The following is a 16,043-nucleotide window of genomic DNA, read 5'->3' as shown; positions in this document are numbered from 1 at the left end:
CGCAGAAGCACAAAACATTCCCAGTATACCCGTGCAACGGGTGCCTGTCCTACTCCTCGGTATGCGCCCCATCAAGCTCATAGAACTTGGTGGATGCCGGCAGGAACATCAGGTCGACGTCACCGATCGGGCCCGAACGGTTCTTGGCCACGACGATACGCGTAACGCCCTCGTCGGGTCGATCGTCACGCGAGGCCTCGGCCTCATCGGCGGATCGGTCCAAGAACATGACGATATCGGCGTCCTGCTCGATGGAACCCGATTCACGCAGGTCGGACAGCTGCGGGCGCTTGCCGGTACGGGATTCAACCTGACGCGACAGCTGTGACAGCGCGATCAGCGGAATCTTGAGCTCCTTGGCCATAATTTTCAGACCACGCGACATCTCGGAGACCTCGACGGTGCGGCTCTCGGAGCGACGTCCCGGCGGAGGACTCACCAGCTGCAGGTAGTCCAGGATGATGATGGCCTTCTCCTTGTTGTGGAGCATGCGGCGGCTCTTGGCGCGGATCTCGGTCACCGTGGTGCCGGGCGTATCGTCAATCAGGATGTCGAGCTTAGACAAGGTCTGCGTGGCCTCGTTGATATTGGCCCACTGCTCGGGGCTAATGCGGCCCGTACGGAAGTCGCTGATCGAGATCATGGCGTAGGCGCAAATCAGGCGCTGGGCAATTTCCTTGCCCGACATCTCTAGCGAAAAGAAGCCGACGGTATAGCCCGCAGCGGCGGCATTCAGTGCCAGGTTCAGAGCGAATGACGTCTTACCCACGGCAGGGCGAGCGCCGATAATGATGAGCTGGCCCTCGCGGAAACCCATAAGCATGCGGTCGAGCGACGGGAAGCCGGTGGGCACGCCCGCGGCCTGTCCACCGGCCTTACACACTTCCTCGGCCTCGTTATAGGCCTCGACCATAAACTCGGTCAGTGTCTTATAGCTCGACTTAACCTCGCGCGCCGTGACCTTGAGCAGCTTGCTCTCGGCCAGCTCCACGACCTCTTTGGTGTCGGTAGGGGCGTTATAGGCCAGCGCGTTGATCTCGTTGGTGGCACCGATCAGCTCGCGCAGCATCGAGTCGCGGCGAACGATGGCGGCATGGTGCTGCCAGTTCACGAGCGACAGGGTCTGACCCATCAGCTCCAAAATGTAGGCCTCGCCGCCCACGGCATCAAGCTTGTTGATGCTGCGCAGGTAATCGATCAGCGAGATAGAGTCGATGGGAATGCGGCTGTTGTACATATCGACCATCGCGGTGTAGATGGTCTTATGAATAGGCCGGTAGAAGTCATCGGGCTGCAGCTCGACCTGGGCCTCCTCGACCACCTCGGGCGATAGCAGCATAGCGGCCAGTACGTTGGCCTCTGCATCTTGGTTTTGGGGAAGACCCAACTTGGAGCCACGGTCCTCGACCGTCAGCCCTGTCTCCCTATCGTCGTATGCCATGAGCATCCTCATTCATATCGCTTGCGGGCATCCATAGTATCAGCCACGGTCCCAAAACGGGCCGCACGCCGCCAATCATCACCGAACGAAACGGATGAACGGTCCCTCATTTGGGACTTCACCGCAACGCCTGCCATGGCGCTCGCTGAGCGCAAAAAACAAAAGGGCGCTCTGGTTTCCCAGAGCGCCCTTCTTAGAACAAGATTGTTGCGTTGCAGCAAATGCTACTCGGCAGCAGCCTCAGTCTCGACCTCGGCGGTCTCGGCCTCGGCGACCTCAGCGGCCTCCTCGACCTCAGCCTCGGCAGCGAGCTCCTCGGCGGTAACGCCGACGAGAACGACAACCTCGGCCTTGATCTCGCGGTACAGCGAGATGGCAACGGTGTGGGCACCGGCAACCTTGATGGGCTTACCGAGCTCGACGCGCTTGCGGTCGATGTCCATACCGAGCTGAGCCTTGATGGCGTCAGCGATCATAGCGGCGGTAACGGAGCCAAAGAGGATGCCCTCGTCGCCGACCTTGACGTCAACGGTGACCGTCTTGCCCTCGAAGGCAGCCTTGGTCTCGTTGGCGGTAGCCAGACGGACGGCCTCGCGCTTGGCGATGTTGTTGCGACGCTCGTCAAGCTGCTTGAGGTTGCCCTTGGTGGCGGCAACAGCGAGCTTCTTGGGGAACAGGAAGTTCTCAGCGTAACCCTGAGCGACCTCTACGACGTCACCCTCGCCGCCCTTGCCCTTGATCTCATCGAGAAGAATAACCTTCATGATGCGTCTCCCTTCTTAGCCGCGGTCGCGGTTGCCACGAGAGGAAACCACGGGGACGGTGTACGGCAGGAGGGCCATCTCGCGGGCGCGCTTGATGGCGTTGGCGATGTCATGCTGATGCTGCGTGCAAGCGCCAGTGACGCGACGGGGCTTGATCTTGCCACGGTCGGTCATGTACTTACGGAGAAGCTGAGTGTCCTTATAGTCGATGAACTCAGTGTTCTCCTTGCAGAACTGGCAGTACTTACGACGCGGCTGACGTGCAGAAAAATCATTAGCCATGTCAAAATACCTTTCATTTGGCAACTTCGGCGAACCGAAGCCGCCTCTCACTCAAAAATAGGTGAACAACCCTTAGAACGGGATGTCCTCATCGTAGACGTCGACCGCGGGCGGCGTTGCCACCGGTGCGGCAGGACGTGCGGCGGGCGCGGGAGCTGCGGGGGCGTAACCGCCCTGATCGTAGCCGCCCTGGCCACCACGGGAGCTCATAAACTCGATCTCATCGACGATAACCTCAAGCTTGCTCCGGCGCTGACCGTCGCGCTCCCAAGAGCTGTAGCGCAGCTTGCCCTCGATCGCGACCTTATTTCCCTTTGCCAGGAAACGGCTCACGGCCTCGGCGCGGGTGCCGAACATGGTGCAGTCGACAAAGTTGGGATAGTCCTCCCACTCGCCAGTCTGCGCGTTGCGGCGACGATCGTTCACGGCGACGCCAAAGGACAGAACCTGGGTTCCGCCGGCGGTGGCGCGCAGCTCGGGATCGCGGGTGAGGTTACCGGTGATGTTCACTCGATTGATGCTCATAACTCACTACTTCCTCTTGGGGCACAAGCCCAGTCCAAAACGACAGTCTTACTCCTGGTCGTCACGACGGACGATCATGTGGCGGACCACAGCGTCGGTGATGCGCAGGACGCGATCAAGCTCGGCGATCTGGGTAGGATCTGCGTGGAAGTTGATGAGGGTGTAGTCACCATCGGTGAGGTCGTTGATCTCGTAGGCGAGCTTGCGCTTGCCCCACTCGTCAACGGAGTCGACCTTGCCAGCGCCCTCAGCGATCGTGGTATCGATACGCTTCATAACAGCGAGACGAGTCTCGGGGTCGAGCGACGGGTCAACAAAGAACAGCAGTTCATAAGCCTTCATATTGTCACCTCCTCTGGGCAAATGTGGCTTCAGGTCGTGAAGGTGCGCCTGAAGCAGGAAAAGACTTGGTAATAATATCTTTCAACCTCCCAGGCCGCAAGAATATGCAGCTACAACCTCATGACCTCCACATATGTCCATGCTCACACGGCACTTCATGCGCATTCCAACCAAATGCTGACCAAATGCTTGACGGATCTGTGTTCAAGATACGGTGCCGTGGGGACAAGCTGAGCCAAGCCGCAGGTCAGCGGGCACAAGGCTGTGGTCGCAAAATGCATACCAGTGGTCCACAGCACCACCCAAAGATTTTTAAATTCATTGCCGAGTCACTTATGAATACCCCTTTTGAACAATTGAGTTAATCAACCACGCTGGTCGGAAGGCGTTTTTTGGTACCTCAAACCCCACTGCAACGCCAAGCGCGGTCAAGCGCTTTAAAAAATGCCAACTTTTCTGTTTGCACTTTGCGATTCCTCGTGTATACTGACTTTCGCATTTAACGGAGAGTTGTCCGAGTGGCCGAAGGAGCACGATTGGAAATCGTGTAGGCGTCAAAAGCGTCTCCAGGGTTCAAATCCCTGACTCTCCGCCAGTTAATTCCAAAGCAGGCCTTTGAGCCTGCTTTGTTTTTACCCCACGCGGAGGGGTGGCAGAGTGGTTGAATGCGGCGGTCTCGAAAACCGTTTGGCCTGTATAAGGTCACGAGGGTTCGAATCCCTCCTCCTCCGCCATTTTGGTTGAAAAAGCTCCCAACAACGGGAGCTTTTTTGTTTTGAGTCCCTAACAAGCAAATACGGCGGAGGAGGAGGGATTCGAACCCGCCAGGGCGCGGAGCGTAAAGAAAACGCGCCTGTGGCGCGTTTTTAGCGCAGCGCGGTCGGCGTAAGCCGACCGGATAAATTTTGAGCTTCGCTCAAAATTTGGACATCCCTCCTATTCAGCCACGCCCCCATCGCGGTCGATCCCAGCCCCAAATCTCAAACGCGTACATCACCCTCCAAAACCGACATTTTTGACATCTTTGGAGGCTGACGTACATGTTTGGCCCTACGCCCGCATCCAGTCCCGACCGTTTACCGAGCAATAGGGTCGCCAGACCCGTCAACCATGTACTATGTACGGGCATTATCTAAACCCGCAATCAGAAGGACCCTATCTTGCCCATCGTCGCCGCTATGACCGTTACCTCACATGCCTCGGATGCCATGGTCGCTATTCCGTTTTGGCTTGAGATGTTCGCTGTTGTCGCGGCATCGATCTCAGGAGTTCTGGTTGCGCGCGAGCACAAGCTCGACCTGGTGGGCGCCGTCGCGCTCGCCGTGGTCTGTGGCCTGGGCGGCGGTCTTTTGCGCGATATGACGCTGCAGGTGGGCAACGTCTACATCCTCAACCAACCGATGGCGCTCCCGCTTTCCATTGCCACGGCAGCCATCATCTACATTTTCCCGGCAATCGTCGACAAGCCCGAAAAACTCATCCCCCTGCTCGACATCATCTCGGTCGGCATCTATGCCGCCACTGGAGCAGACAAGGCGCTGGTCTACGGCTTTGCGCCGGCGGTGTGCATCATGATGGGCTTTTTCACCGCGGTGGGCGGCGGCATGCTGCGTGACAGCTTTATGGGCGTGGTGCCGGGCATTTTCCAGCGCACCAACTTCTATGCCATCGCAGCCATTGCCGGCTCTGCAAGCTATGTATGCCTTGTCATGAGCGGCGTCGTCAGCAACATCACCGCGTTAATCGTATGCGTTGCGATAACCATGGGGCTGCGCTGGCTGTCGCTGCGCTTCGACATCAAAAGCCCCACCGAGGAAGACATCGCACGTTTTTTGCACCGCAAAAAGTAGATTGCGCGGCCTCATCCTTCGAAATACAACCGAGAGGTTCTTTTAGAGCGCCCACGCGTTGGGTACCCTGTTAGGTGCATGTCGAGCATCTGACGAAGGATTCACTATGCCCTGCAATCAATTCCCGTCGACCCAGCGCCATAAAGCGTGGGGCCGCATCACCATCCTATTCGCGCTCATCGTGCTGGCGCTCACCGCACTTCCCACGGCGTCGTTCGCCGGCACGGACACCGCAGGAAACATACTTGCGACCGACAATGACGCCAATCCGTCCGGCGTCGAGGGTGACCTGTACTGGGCAGGCCAGGCTCTCAACTTGGACGATGCGTCCATCGACCGCGATATCATCGCCGCGGGCGATACCCTCTCGATCCGCGACTGCACGGTGGGCGGCGCCGTCCGTCTGGCGGCACGCACTATCGATATCGCCAAAACCACGGTTAATGGCAGCGTCACGGTGGCCGGTCAGCACGTTGTGCTCAATTCCGACAGCGCCGCCAACTGTTTTTACGCGATGGGCGAGACGGTTGCCCTGCGAGGCTCCGCCAAGTCGGCAGCGCTTGCAGGCGATACGGTGACCATCGACGGCACCGTCGAGGGCGATGTCGAGGTTTGGGCCGATAAGCTCGTCTTGGGCAAGAATGCCCGTATTACCGGCACCGTGAACGCGCACGTCTCCGAGGACCCCGAGCGTGCCGCAGGAGCCGAGGTAGGCGCACTCAAGATCGACCGCACCGAGAACGAGAGCGCGGCCACGACCGCTAACAACATCATCGGCGGCATCGTCGCCGCGGCGCTCTCGACCTGCTTTGTCGCCCTGCTGCTCGAGCTCGTCTTTCCGCGTGCAACCGCCAGCGCCGCTGGCATGCTCCACCAGCGCCCCACGCCCCTGTGGGTGAGCGGTCTTCTGGGTACGATTGCTGTCGTCCCCGCCGTCCTACTGCTGATTATCTCTATCGCTGGCCTGTCGCTTGCCGGAACCCTCTTGTGCGGCGTTATCGGCATCGCATTGGTGTCGAGTGCCTTTGCGGGGTGCGCAATCGCCCGCATGGTCGGACACAGCCAGAACCGCTACGCCATGGCGGCCGCCGGCGGCGTGATCGCAGGTGCACTTACGGCAATCCCCCTCGTAGGCGATTTCATCAGCGGCGTAGCCTTTGTCTTCACGCTCGGCTACGTTATCCAGATCATCTGGCGCAACGCCCACCTCAAACCGCAGCAGCCGGCTAACACGCCAGAACTCCCCACCGCTTAGCAGCTAACCACCACAAAGGGGCCAGGTACCTTTGTGGTGGTGCAAAGGGGTCAGGTTACTTTGCAACAACAAACGAGGCGGGGCACTCGGTCATATCGACCGGGTGCCCCGCTTTTCTTGGAGGGTTCTCTAGTAACTTTTTCAAAACCAATGATCATCAGGTCGGTAGGCCTGCGCGTCACTCATTACGGAGGCAGTACGCCAGTGAGCATGAAAGGCAATTATTTTTCACGACGACCGCCTCCCCGCTTGATGACGAGCCCGACAACAATAGCCGCCACTCCGATGGCAGCCAAAGCCGCCACCAGCACCAACGTTCTATCTCCCGTCGAGGGTATAAAGCCACGACTTGCTTCTTTGCTCGGGGTGTTGAGCACCGACAGCTCAATCGAACCCGTCCCGGCATCGGCGGTATCAACCCGCAGAGGGCTTTTGACCGACACGGTCACCTTGAGCTTCGCGGCCGCCACCTGCTTAGCGTCCAATCCCTCAGACGTAACCGTTACCGTTCGTTTGCCTTCAAAGGCGGTGTATCCCTTGGGAGCCGCGGCCTCCTCGACGGTGTAGACACCCGCGTCCACACCGCTCAATTCCGCGTGGCCGTCCGCGCCCGTGATGACGCACGCGTCAGCATCCGTCGACCACGAGCCGTCGGTCGTTAGGATGCGCCCGCGGTCATCGATGATGCGCAGTTTGGCACTCGCGAGCGGTTTATCGTCCGAGCTCGAGCGCTTGATGAGGCTGAGTCCCCAGGTATAGGCCGTGGCGTCATCACTCGGCGTATGGGTGAATCCGGCATCGCCGGACTGGTCGACGAGGGGAGAGCGCGGGTAACGCAGGTAGACCTCGTTGGGGTTGCCCTTGGTGGCGCCTCGATTGCAGTTGGCCCCCAACGGCGCATTGTAGACAGCAACCACGCGGGCGCCCGCGGCAAAGGCGTCAGCCCCGCCGAGCGCGGCGATGAGGTCGCCGGTGCGCGCGGTGAAGGCATTGCCCTCGACCGAGACCTTGCACTGTGAAGTAATGTCTGTCCACCCTTTAGCCGGCGTCGAGTTGGTGTTGCCACCCTCACATGCGACGACGTCGAAGCCGCCGTCCGCGCCCGCCGCCACGTACACGCGCACGCTCGCGGCCACCTTGGAGGGGTCGAGCCCCGCACTCATGGTGTCGACGAACTGTACCGTATAGGTGTCGTACGCCGTGAGCCCCGCCGGGACCGTGGCCGAGAGGCGCCAGTACAGGTCGTCGGCAACCGTGGCGTCGGCGGCCTTCTGCCAGGCGGCGGTGCTGTCCTCCAGCACGTGTTTTTGGACCTTGGGGGTCGCCGCCTTGGGCTTGACGGTGACGGCGCTGCCGCCGACCAGGGTCATGATCGGCGCGGTGCCGGCCTCGCCCTGGGCGATGGCGTCGCCGTCGGCGACGATGAGCCAGTAGCCGCAGGGCAGCTCGGCCGCCGTGCCCGCGTTAAGGGCCACGGAAGTTGCGTCGGCATTGCAAATCGCGCGGGCAAGCTTTGCCGTCAGCGCGGTCGTCATATGCCCGTCGGCATTCATCCACTCGGCAGTCTCTTGCGCCGCCGATGCCGAGCCATCAAGCCCCGCATCATGAAGCACGGGAAGAACGGCTTGACGAACCGCGCCATTCGCCCACGTTACGTCAGTTGCAATTTTATGGCCAGCATCGTCATCATCGATAACTGTCGCCGAAAAGAGCTGGTACGCGTCATACCGCGTCGCGACTGTACCGTCCACCGTAATGGCACCGGTGTCGGCAGCACGAGCCGTCCTGGGCAGCATCGCAAAAGAGAACATAGCGACCGTAGCTATCGTTGCGACGGCCAACAAGCGGCACCAAAGCCTACTCACGGCGACCACCTCGATCTTGATCGCGATGGCGGTGAGCATGCATCCATGTCGCGGCAAAGCACAGCAGCGAAGCGCCAGCCAGATACGTCATAGTCAAGCCGGCACCGCCTGCCTCGGGAAGCGTGGTCGAGTATCTGTTGGTAAAAGTCGGCGGGGTCGAAGAGCCATTGTCATAGGTGACGGTGGCGACGAGATTCCTCTCACCGTTGTCCACCTTAACCGTAACCTTGTGCTGGGTCCTGTCGTAGGTGATGTGGTCCTTGACGTTGTTCTCGGCGCCCTCGGGGACGACCTCAGAGATGGTATAAGTATAGGTATCGGCCTTGTTGTAGTCGACGTTGAAGGAGACGTTGCCCATGGCATCGTTGGTCACCGTTTGGAGCACCCTGTCCTTGTCATCCTTGAGCGCGAACGAGAACTGACCTTCCTTGAACGTTCCGCCTGCGAGCACCTTCTCTGCGTTAATAACCGCCTTGCCCGTCATGCGGTTGTCGTAGACCCAGATCTCGTCCTTCTTTGTATCGTCGATGATCTCCGCACCGTCGACGATGTCCTTTGCCTTAGTTAGCGCAGCCTGATAATCCTTGTCGCTCGCGCTGCCCTTGAGCATGATCCACGTGGGATCGGCCTTGGCATAGCCAACAGGCGCCTTGGTCTCCACGAGCTGATAGAGCACGCAATTACTCATCTTCTTGTCGCTTGTGCCGAACGAGATTTTGCCGTTGGCGTCGGTGGGGACGTCGATCGCGGCCTCGTCAAACGGCGTTCTGGCGTTCTCTACATTTCCGTCATCCGCAACCTGGCCCATATCCACGCTGTAGAGTGTGAACTTCGCCCCCTCGAGCGTCGCGCCGACCTGCTGGGCGTCGTACTTGGTCATCGTGATGCTGTAGCCGTTGCCGCCCGCGCTGGCGGACGCATTTTGAATCTTCCATTTTTGCTCGTCGATCGCCGAACCCTCCGTCACCCCCGCAAGCTCGGCGGTGTTGGAAAGGGACACCTCTTCGCCGGGGTTTCCGGTCGGGATAACCTCATACTCGACCTTGAGGTATTTCCCGTCGGGCACCTCAAGAGTCAACTTCGTACACGAGCCAGATTCATCCTTGACTTGCTCCATCTTCGACGAATAGTCCTTATCAGCCAGCGGTGACCAGGCACCATTCACCTGCTCATAGACCTTAAGCGTCGACGGCACCAGCGCGCACTTGGCATCCATGGTATCGACGAGCTCAAGGAAGTCGGTGCCATTTTTAAGGGCAACGGCAGACTCGTTAACAAGAATGGTGTATTTGATGCGATTGCTATTGGCAACCTGCTCGCCGGACTTTTTGATGACGTTGTTCTTAATGATGACGTCACCTTTACCGGAATCGAACTGTTTAACTCCTGACCCCGCGCTGGCCTTGTTGGTGAACTTCACCTCGTTTGTGGAGGTATCGAGCTCACCGCGCTTGACCGCCGTCTTGTACGTGAGCTTTGCGTAGCCGGCATAGCTTTCAAGCTCAGTCGTGGGGATGGAGAAGGTGACCGTATTGCCGTTGCGGCTGACGTTGTCGGCGGCGAGCGTCCGACCCGTAACGACCTCCTTGGCCTCGCCTCCGCGATGAAGCCCCGTATGTTTATCATAGGGGTTCTGCACGAGCGTATACTTTGCGGAATTCGCAACATAGCTCATACCATCCGGAAGGCTATCAACGATATTCAGCGGTTTCCCGCCCAGCTTTCCAGCTCCATAGTATTCGAACTCGCCATTTGCGCCCTTATTACCCTTTTGGCGGTTTGCATACACCGTCCAGTCGACGATCCAGGCGCCCTTCTCATCCGAGCCGTCAACGGTATGCCAATCGAAGTTCTCAACCCAAGACACCTTCGACTCCGCTTCCGGCTTCTCGACCGCGGGCATCGTTTCTCGGTTGACAACGTACTTGATGGGTTCGGTGAACGGCCACTGTAGTCTCAGGCCCGGTGCTTCGACCGCTGCGAAGTTTGAGTACCAGCCCGACAGCGCTTCTGATGTGGTGTCGTAGGTGATAACGGCGTAGTCCTCGTTCTCGAGAGCGGCTTTCACGTTGTCGGTAACGATGATTTTGAGGTCGTAGTTTTTCTTTGTTTCATTACCCGGATAGCTGGTCGTTGGTCTCCAGTCGGTGCCCGGAACCAGCTCGGTATTGCCGATTTTAATGGTAATGGAGCTTTCGTCGACGCCAAGTTTCTGCGACCATGCCGACTGAAACGTGTCCTTCACCGTCACCTCGCCTGGATGGGCCGCATTGACGATCGCCTTCAGCGCGACCTTCGTCTCCCACGTCGCCCTGCCCGTCGTCGCCGCCTCATCGTATCTCACGAGCCTCTTGGTGATCGGCACAACACCCGTCAGCTGCGGCGTGAAACTGCCATCATCCGTACCGGAAACGGAACCTTTGCGCTCGATGGTCGCGCTGTTGCGCACGGTGTCGTACGAGCTCGTATCGTTCATCTTGGTGTGATAAACGATGCAGTAGGTGGCGTACTTATCCTCAAGGTTGTTCGGAAACGTATAGGAAAAGAAATTATCCTTAGGTTCAAGTTTTCTTTCACAAATCTTGACTCCGCTCGCCTCCGAGTCGCCTTTGTAAACCGTAAAGTTGCCCGTATACGTCTGTTTTCCGTCCAGATTATCGGTGAACATGTATCCGCTCATGTCGGCCTTGAGCTTGCCTTGGTTGAGCTTGACCGTCCACTTGATGTCCGACGGCGTGCCTGAGCCATTGGACTTCTTGATCATGTCATAGCCGAATGTAACAGGCTCAGCCGTAGCTGTTCTGTTATCGCTGTCGCTTGAGCCAGCCCAATTCCACGTTGCCTTATTCTCAGCTTTGATCAAATCGCCGCCGTTCGCGGCAACACCGCTCTTCAGCACCGTATCGTACGTGATCGTGTGGTTGCCCCGGGAAAGGTTGCCCAGGCTGTCGAGGGTTACGACCTGGCCGTCGATCATCGGCTGGGAGTCAAGCTTCTTGCCGTCGAGCTTGAAACTGTCGTTCACAAAGTCGAAGTTGTCGCCCAGCGTATCAATGAAGCTAACGTCCGTAGCATACGACTCTACGGTAAGCGTAACAGTCCAGGTAACCTTGGCCACGCCATCTGCGCCCTGGGAGAAGGTCCCCGACTTCGTCCCCGTGACTTTGCCGTCCTTGATAGGGATTTTGATCGTTCCCACACCAGGGAACACGACAGATGCGTTGCCGCCTGAGCCGGTGCCCTTGTCTGCAAGCTCGAACGAGAAATTGGCTCCGACATAAATCTCCGCAGGGTTTGACGCAAGCCAGTTTTTGTCAAACGCAAAGATGACCTTATTGTCCTTAATCTTCCACGTGCCAGCCTTGGCGGCAGTGGCTTCCGAACCCTCCATGAGGTCGCCGCCGTCGTTGTCGTCAACGACAATGGTGTCGGGCAGCTTATAGACAGCGATGTTCTTCTCGGGCGTAGGCGCCTTGCCGGCGTTGAATTGTGCCGAGAAAGCTCCATAGAGCGTCGAAGTGGACGTTACGGGATCCTCGAGCTTTTGAGTATGGTGCTCATCGGTATACAGCCTGACATCAACCGTCGCCGTATCCCCATCGATCGCAATCGGATCGGGCTTCGCAACGTCATCGGCGCGCACGGGGGCCGCACCGTAAAACACTGCGGCGGTGAGGCAAATCAAAATGAAAATCAGAGCCGCCATACCCAGCGACCGTGAGCGGTGTGCGTCCATAGTTGTCCCTTAATTCCTACAACACAGTGTGGAATACGGCGAATCGTCGGATCGAACACAAGCCCCAACATCTACGAGAACCTACCTAGCGCATTGCAAGAACCCATTGGGGGCAACTTCTAAGACGGTTCGTCTATGCCACAATGCATAAAATACAATATAGATAACAGTCATGTAAACCGCTGGTAAAGAGGTCTTTTAATGTAATACCAGTTGATATTTATCTGTTAACGGTTTTGTATCAAAGCGGTTATATCCTGTGGAATTATGTATATGTTTAAACAACTTTACTTTGGCTGGAAAGCCGCTCGGGGGATAACCTCCTCCACCGTGGTGCAAAGTAACCTGTCCCCTTGCACCAAAAAGGGCGCCGACCATTGCGGTCGACGCCCTTTCTTGTTAGACGCTATAAAGCCCGGCACTTATTTGTTGACCTGGCCGGCGCGAACGGCAGCCTTCTTGCGGTCGGTAGCATTGAGCAGACGCTTGCGCAGGCGGATGTTCTTGGGAGTAATCTCGACCAGCTCGTCGTCGGCGATGTACTCCAGCGCTTCCTCCAGCGAGAAGGTGCGGGGCGGCACCAGCTGGACGGAGATATCGGAGGTCGAGGAACGCTGGTTGCCCAGGTTCTTGGTGCGAGCGATGTTGACGACCATGTCGCCGGCCTTGCTGCGCTCGCCCACGATCATGCCCTCATAGCACTCGGTGCCCGGCTCAACAAACAGCTGGCCGCGCTCCTGCAGCGTACCCAGAGCATAGGCAACGGCCTTCTCGGTGGTCATGGAGATCATTGCGCCGTTCTGACGGTTACCGATCTCGCCGGCGTAAGGACCGTACTCCAGGAAGGTGTGGTAGAACACGCCCTCGCCGTGGGTGACGTTCATGATGCGGTTCTTGAGACCCATGATGCCGCGCGTCGGGATCTTGAACTCAAGGTGCGTCACGATGCCCGAGGTGTCCATGCTCGTCATGATGCCGCCGGAGGTACCGAAGACCTCAACGACCTTGCCTGAGTACTCGTCCGGGCACTCAACGACGGCCTGCTCGACAGGCTCCATCTTGTTGCCGTTCTCGTCCTTCTTAAACAGAACGCGGGGACGGCCGACCTGGAACTCAAAGCCCTCGCGGCGCATGGACTCCATCAGGACGGACAGGTGCAGGATGCCGCGGCCCGAGACCTCGACGCCGCTCTTGTCCTCGAGCTCCTCGATCTTCATGGTCACGTTGTTCTCGGCCTCGTTGAACAGGCGCTCCTTAAGCTGACGGGCGCCCACGATGTCGCCATCGCGGCCGACGAGCGGGGAGGTCGAGGCCTCAAAGACGATGGACAGGGTCGGCGGGTCGATCTCGATGGGCTCGAGCTCGACGGGGTTCTCGGGGTCGGTGTAAACATCGCCGATATCGGTGCGGTCAATACCCACGACAGCAGCGATATCGCCAGCGCCGACTTCCTGGCACTCGGTACGGCCCAGGTAGTCGAAGGTAAAGAGCTGCTTGACGGTAGCGGTGGCACTGGAGCCATCGTTCTTGACAACCAGGATCTGGTCGCCCTGGTGGATGGTGCCGGAGTACACGCGACCGATGCCGATACGACCAACGAAGTTGGAGTGGTCGATGGTCACGCATTGCATGGCCAGCGGGGCGTTCTCGTCAACCTCGGGCGCGGGCATATCGTCGATGATCATGTCGAGCAGCGGGTACATGTCCATATTGCCGTCGTTAGGGTCAAGGCGGGCAAAGCCATTCATGGCGCTGGCGTAGACCACGTGCTCCATGGCGAACTCAAGCTGGTCGTCGGTGGCGCCCAGGTCGGCCATGAGGTCCAGGCAGTCGTTGTAGGCCTTCTCGGGGTTGGCGCCCGGACGATCGATCTTGTTGATGACGATCATGATCTTAAGGCCGGTGTCGATAGCGTGACGCAGCACGAAGCGGGTCTGGGGCATGGGGCCCTCAAAGGCGTCGACCAGCAGCAGGGCGCCGTCGGCCATACGCAGCACGCGCTCGACCTCGCCGCCGAAGTCGGCGTGGCCCGGGGTGTCGATGACGTTGATCTTAACGTCCTTGTACTCGATAGAGATGTTCTTGGCGAGAATCGTAATGCCGCGCTCGCGCTCCTGGTCGTTGGAATCCAGGACGCGGTCCTCGACCTGCTGGTTGGCACGGAAGGCGTCCGTGGCACGCAGGAGCTTGTCGACCATCGTCGTCTTGCCGTGGTCGACGTGGGCGATGATGGCGATGTTTCTCAGATTGTCTACGCGCATGTAGTTCCCCTATCTTCTATCTATATACAACCGGCACGCGTATGCGACCCACCCAGCAATGCAACGCTCGGCGGGAATATTGAGCCTTTTACCGAAAACTCGTTTATTTTAGCGATTTTAGATGAGAGGGGTTTCCTCACCTGCAGGTTCAGGGTCGCTCCACATAAAACCATCGCCGGCGCCCATGCCCTCATACAGCACATATGCCGAAAAACCGCTCTCGAGCGTGGTTTCGAAGAAGCTTACGAGCAGGGCATCGTGATAGCCGCCGTCAATCTCGACACAACCGGTGTAGCCGATGGCATAGCGGGCAATGCGGCCCAGGCCCTCGTCCTTAAGACCCATCTTGTGCTCGGAGATAAAGTTGGTGGCCGCCTCGAGGCACGCCTCTTCGCCGTCCTCGTCAAGCGCCGCCAGATATCGGTTGGAAGCAGCGTCCTCGATCGCCACAACTACGCCCGGATTCTCACCGGCGGCAAGGTCGTCCAAGAACGCACCAATCAGGTCACACACCATGGCGTCGAGCTCGGCGGAGACGTTACCGGCGTCCTGCATATCCTGTGCCATCTTTAGACCTTCCCATCGAGTCTGGCGTCGTTACAGTTCTTGCGCCTCGGCGGCGATCTTAGCAGCGGCATCGCGGGCGCGCATCATATCCGCTGCACGCTTGTCGAGCACCTTGATCTGGCTAGTCAGCATGACTGCATCGACCACACCCCAGATCACGAGGCCCGTAGAGATCGAAAACCCAAGCGCACCAACTGTACCACGAAGGCGCGAGCAGATTGCCGCGACAAGGGCGGAGACGACAACCATCTTGATAAACGAGCCGCGGCGTTCGCGAAGCGTGCGGGCCTGCGTCACATAGGCAATGCGAGCCGCCTCAGAAGCCTCCGAGCGCATCTGGGCCTCGCGCGCAATGGCCGCCGCCTCGCCAGAAACTCCGGCACTCATGAGCGCGCACTCCGTCGCGTGTTTGTCGAGCATTTAAAAGTCATCGGGGGAGAGCGTATGGACGAACTCGTCGAACTTTTCGAACTCTTGCTCGTCGTCGACTTCCTCGGCGTGCGGCGATACGGTGCCCAAGCGATTCATGATGTCGTCTTCAACGAACATGGGGGCATTGCTGCGTACGGCAAGGGCGATGGCGTCGCTCGGACGCGCATCGATCCGATGCTCGTTGCCATCGGCCAACACGACAACCGTCGCGTAGAACACGGGCGGCTCGGCGCGGACGATTTCGACGCGCTCGAGCTTGGCACCCAGGGCGCCAACAGTATCGAGCAGCAGGTCATGGGTAATCGGGCGCTCGGCGCGTCCGCTGTCGATGCCGCGGCTGATTGCCGCAGCCTCAAACGAGCCGGTCTGGATGGAGAGGGACCGCAGCGGCGCGGGGGAATCCGACTTGCTGCAGCGCTCGCGAAGCACAATAAGCGATGGCACGGGACCGGCGGCCATGACGATGGTCTCTATGTCGACACGAACCATGGAACACCTCCGGTACGTAGCGGTTAACACGCGGCGGCCCGCCGCGTTGAATAGCTATACTACCCAAACTTTCGCGCAGCACACAAAACCAAAATGAGATTTATCGCAGACAAGACGATATGAGAAAGCCATTGGGGCCGCCTCCCCCGCGGCGCAGCTTCTTTCCGCGGGCTCGGGGTGCCACAATGGGCTTTGAGTATCGGCCCGTGCGGTAGCCCTTACCGCACCTGCGGG

13 protein-coding genes and 2 tRNA genes are annotated in these 16,043 nt (G+C 58.8%); 4 read left to right on the top strand and 11 right to left on the bottom strand.

The genetic code is table 11. The features are described from left to right. Positions 1-49: 49 nt before the first annotated feature. From dnaB to rpsF, 5 genes are all read right to left on the bottom strand, one after another. Entirely contained in the window at positions 50-1,447 is a 1,398-nt protein-coding gene (gene dnaB / locus NBH09_RS05845; protein WP_117778659.1) for a replicative DNA helicase, read from the bottom strand. Positions 1,448-1,665: 218 nt separating this feature from the next. After that, positions 1,666-2,205, bottom strand: coding sequence for a 50S ribosomal protein L9 (gene rplI / locus NBH09_RS05840; protein ID WP_022094073.1), 540 nt, complete (start codon positions 2,203-2,205; stop codon positions 1,666-1,668). 15 nt (positions 2,206-2,220) lie between these two features. Continuing rightward, on the bottom strand, positions 2,221-2,487 hold the full coding sequence (gene rpsR / locus NBH09_RS05835; protein WP_006235829.1) for a 30S ribosomal protein S18: 267 nt from the start codon (positions 2,485-2,487) through the stop codon (positions 2,221-2,223). Positions 2,488-2,559: 72 nt separating this feature from the next. Next, positions 2,560-3,012 (bottom strand): single-stranded DNA-binding protein, encoded by a 453-nt coding sequence (locus NBH09_RS05830; protein ID WP_006235830.1) that lies wholly within the window; start codon positions 3,010-3,012, stop codon positions 2,560-2,562. A gap of 48 nt (positions 3,013-3,060) precedes the next feature. After that, entirely contained in the window at positions 3,061-3,354 is a 294-nt protein-coding gene (gene rpsF, locus NBH09_RS05825; protein WP_006235831.1) for a 30S ribosomal protein S6, read from the bottom strand. A 504-nt stretch (positions 3,355-3,858) separates the two neighbouring features. Between rpsF and NBH09_RS05820 the strand changes: the two genes are divergently transcribed. The 4 genes from NBH09_RS05820 (at position 3,859) to NBH09_RS05805 (ending at position 6,459) form a co-directional block, all read left to right on the top strand. Beyond that, positions 3,859-3,949: transfer RNA gene (locus NBH09_RS05820), tRNA-Ser, on the top strand. Positions 3,950-3,997: 48 nt separating this feature from the next. Next, positions 3,998-4,088: transfer RNA gene (locus tag NBH09_RS05815), tRNA-Ser, on the top strand. Positions 4,089-4,514: 426 nt separating this feature from the next. Next, entirely contained in the window at positions 4,515-5,204 is a 690-nt protein-coding gene (locus tag NBH09_RS05810; RefSeq protein ID WP_233506191.1) for a trimeric intracellular cation channel family protein, read from the top strand. 106 nt (positions 5,205-5,310) lie between these two features. Beyond that, entirely contained in the window at positions 5,311-6,459 is a 1,149-nt protein-coding gene (locus NBH09_RS05805; RefSeq protein ID WP_250787328.1) for a DUF8173 domain-containing protein, read from the top strand. 221 nt (positions 6,460-6,680) lie between these two features. On the opposite strand, the gene NBH09_RS05800 is transcribed toward NBH09_RS05805, so the two are convergent. The 6 genes from NBH09_RS05800 to NBH09_RS05775 form a co-directional block, all read right to left on the bottom strand. Continuing rightward, positions 6,681-8,363, bottom strand: coding sequence for an isopeptide-forming domain-containing fimbrial protein (locus tag NBH09_RS05800; RefSeq protein WP_250787327.1), 1,683 nt, complete (start codon positions 8,361-8,363; stop codon positions 6,681-6,683). After that, positions 8,317-12,060, bottom strand: a complete 3,744-nt coding sequence (locus NBH09_RS05795; protein ID WP_250787326.1) for a Spy0128 family protein — start codon at positions 12,058-12,060, stop codon at positions 8,317-8,319. The genes NBH09_RS05800 and NBH09_RS05795 overlap by 47 nt, the downstream gene beginning before the upstream one ends. Positions 12,061-12,482: 422 nt before the next feature. Next, entirely contained in the window at positions 12,483-14,321 is a 1,839-nt protein-coding gene (gene typA, locus NBH09_RS05790) for a translational GTPase TypA (protein WP_006235837.1), read from the bottom strand. Between the two features lie 117 nt (positions 14,322-14,438). Further along, positions 14,439-14,888 carry a hypothetical protein gene (locus NBH09_RS05785; RefSeq protein WP_089572580.1) on the bottom strand — a complete coding sequence of 150 codons (450 nt, stop codon included), beginning with the start codon at positions 14,886-14,888 and terminating at the stop codon, positions 14,439-14,441. 30 nt (positions 14,889-14,918) lie between these two features. Beyond that, positions 14,919-15,275: a hypothetical protein gene (locus tag NBH09_RS05780; RefSeq protein WP_250787325.1), complete on the bottom strand. Its 357-nt coding sequence runs from the start codon at positions 15,273-15,275 to the stop codon at positions 14,919-14,921. Positions 15,276-15,308: 33 nt separating this feature from the next. Further along, on the bottom strand, positions 15,309-15,809 hold the full coding sequence (locus NBH09_RS05775; protein ID WP_250787324.1) for a bifunctional nuclease family protein: 501 nt from the start codon (positions 15,807-15,809) through the stop codon (positions 15,309-15,311). Positions 15,810-16,043: the final 234 nt, after the last annotated feature.

It is taken from the genome of Collinsella sp. BG-O-102 (assembly GCF_023656745.1).
In the GTDB taxonomy this organism is placed as follows: domain Bacteria; phylum Actinomycetota; class Coriobacteriia; order Coriobacteriales; family Coriobacteriaceae; genus Collinsella.
Note: the sequence above shows the minus strand (reverse complement) of the source record. Positions and strands in the feature narration are given on the sequence as shown.

What these genes read in the sequence shown, in the direction of transcription:
- NBH09_RS05785 (WP_089572580.1), bottom strand. Translation starts at nt 14,888, where the DNA reads ATGGCACAGGATATGCAGGACGCCGGTAACGTCTCCGCCGAGCTCGAC.
- rplI (WP_022094073.1), bottom strand. Translation starts at nt 2,205, where the DNA reads ATGAAGGTTATTCTTCTCGATGAGATCAAGGGCAAGGGCGGCGAGGGT.
- NBH09_RS05830 (WP_006235830.1), bottom strand. Translation starts at nt 3,012, where the DNA reads ATGAGCATCAATCGAGTGAACATCACCGGTAACCTCACCCGCGATCCC.
- dnaB (WP_117778659.1), bottom strand. Translation starts at nt 1,447, where the DNA reads ATGCTCATGGCATACGACGATAGGGAGACAGGGCTGACGGTCGAGGAC.
- rpsR (WP_006235829.1), bottom strand. Translation starts at nt 2,487, where the DNA reads ATGGCTAATGATTTTTCTGCACGTCAGCCGCGTCGTAAGTACTGCCAG.
- NBH09_RS05800 (WP_250787327.1), bottom strand. Translation starts at nt 8,363, where the DNA reads ATGCTCACCGCCATCGCGATCAAGATCGAGGTGGTCGCCGTGAGTAGG.
- typA (WP_006235837.1), bottom strand. Translation starts at nt 14,321, where the DNA reads ATGCGCGTAGACAATCTGAGAAACATCGCCATCATCGCCCACGTCGAC.
- NBH09_RS05780 (WP_250787325.1), bottom strand. Translation starts at nt 15,275, where the DNA reads ATGAGTGCCGGAGTTTCTGGCGAGGCGGCGGCCATTGCGCGCGAGGCC.
- NBH09_RS05805 (WP_250787328.1), top strand. Translation starts at nt 5,311, where the DNA reads ATGCCCTGCAATCAATTCCCGTCGACCCAGCGCCATAAAGCGTGGGGC.
- rpsF (WP_006235831.1), bottom strand. Translation starts at nt 3,354, where the DNA reads ATGAAGGCTTATGAACTGCTGTTCTTTGTTGACCCGTCGCTCGACCCC.
- NBH09_RS05795 (WP_250787326.1), bottom strand. Translation starts at nt 12,060, where the DNA reads ATGGACGCACACCGCTCACGGTCGCTGGGTATGGCGGCTCTGATTTTC.
- NBH09_RS05775 (WP_250787324.1), bottom strand. Translation starts at nt 15,809, where the DNA reads ATGGTTCGTGTCGACATAGAGACCATCGTCATGGCCGCCGGTCCCGTG.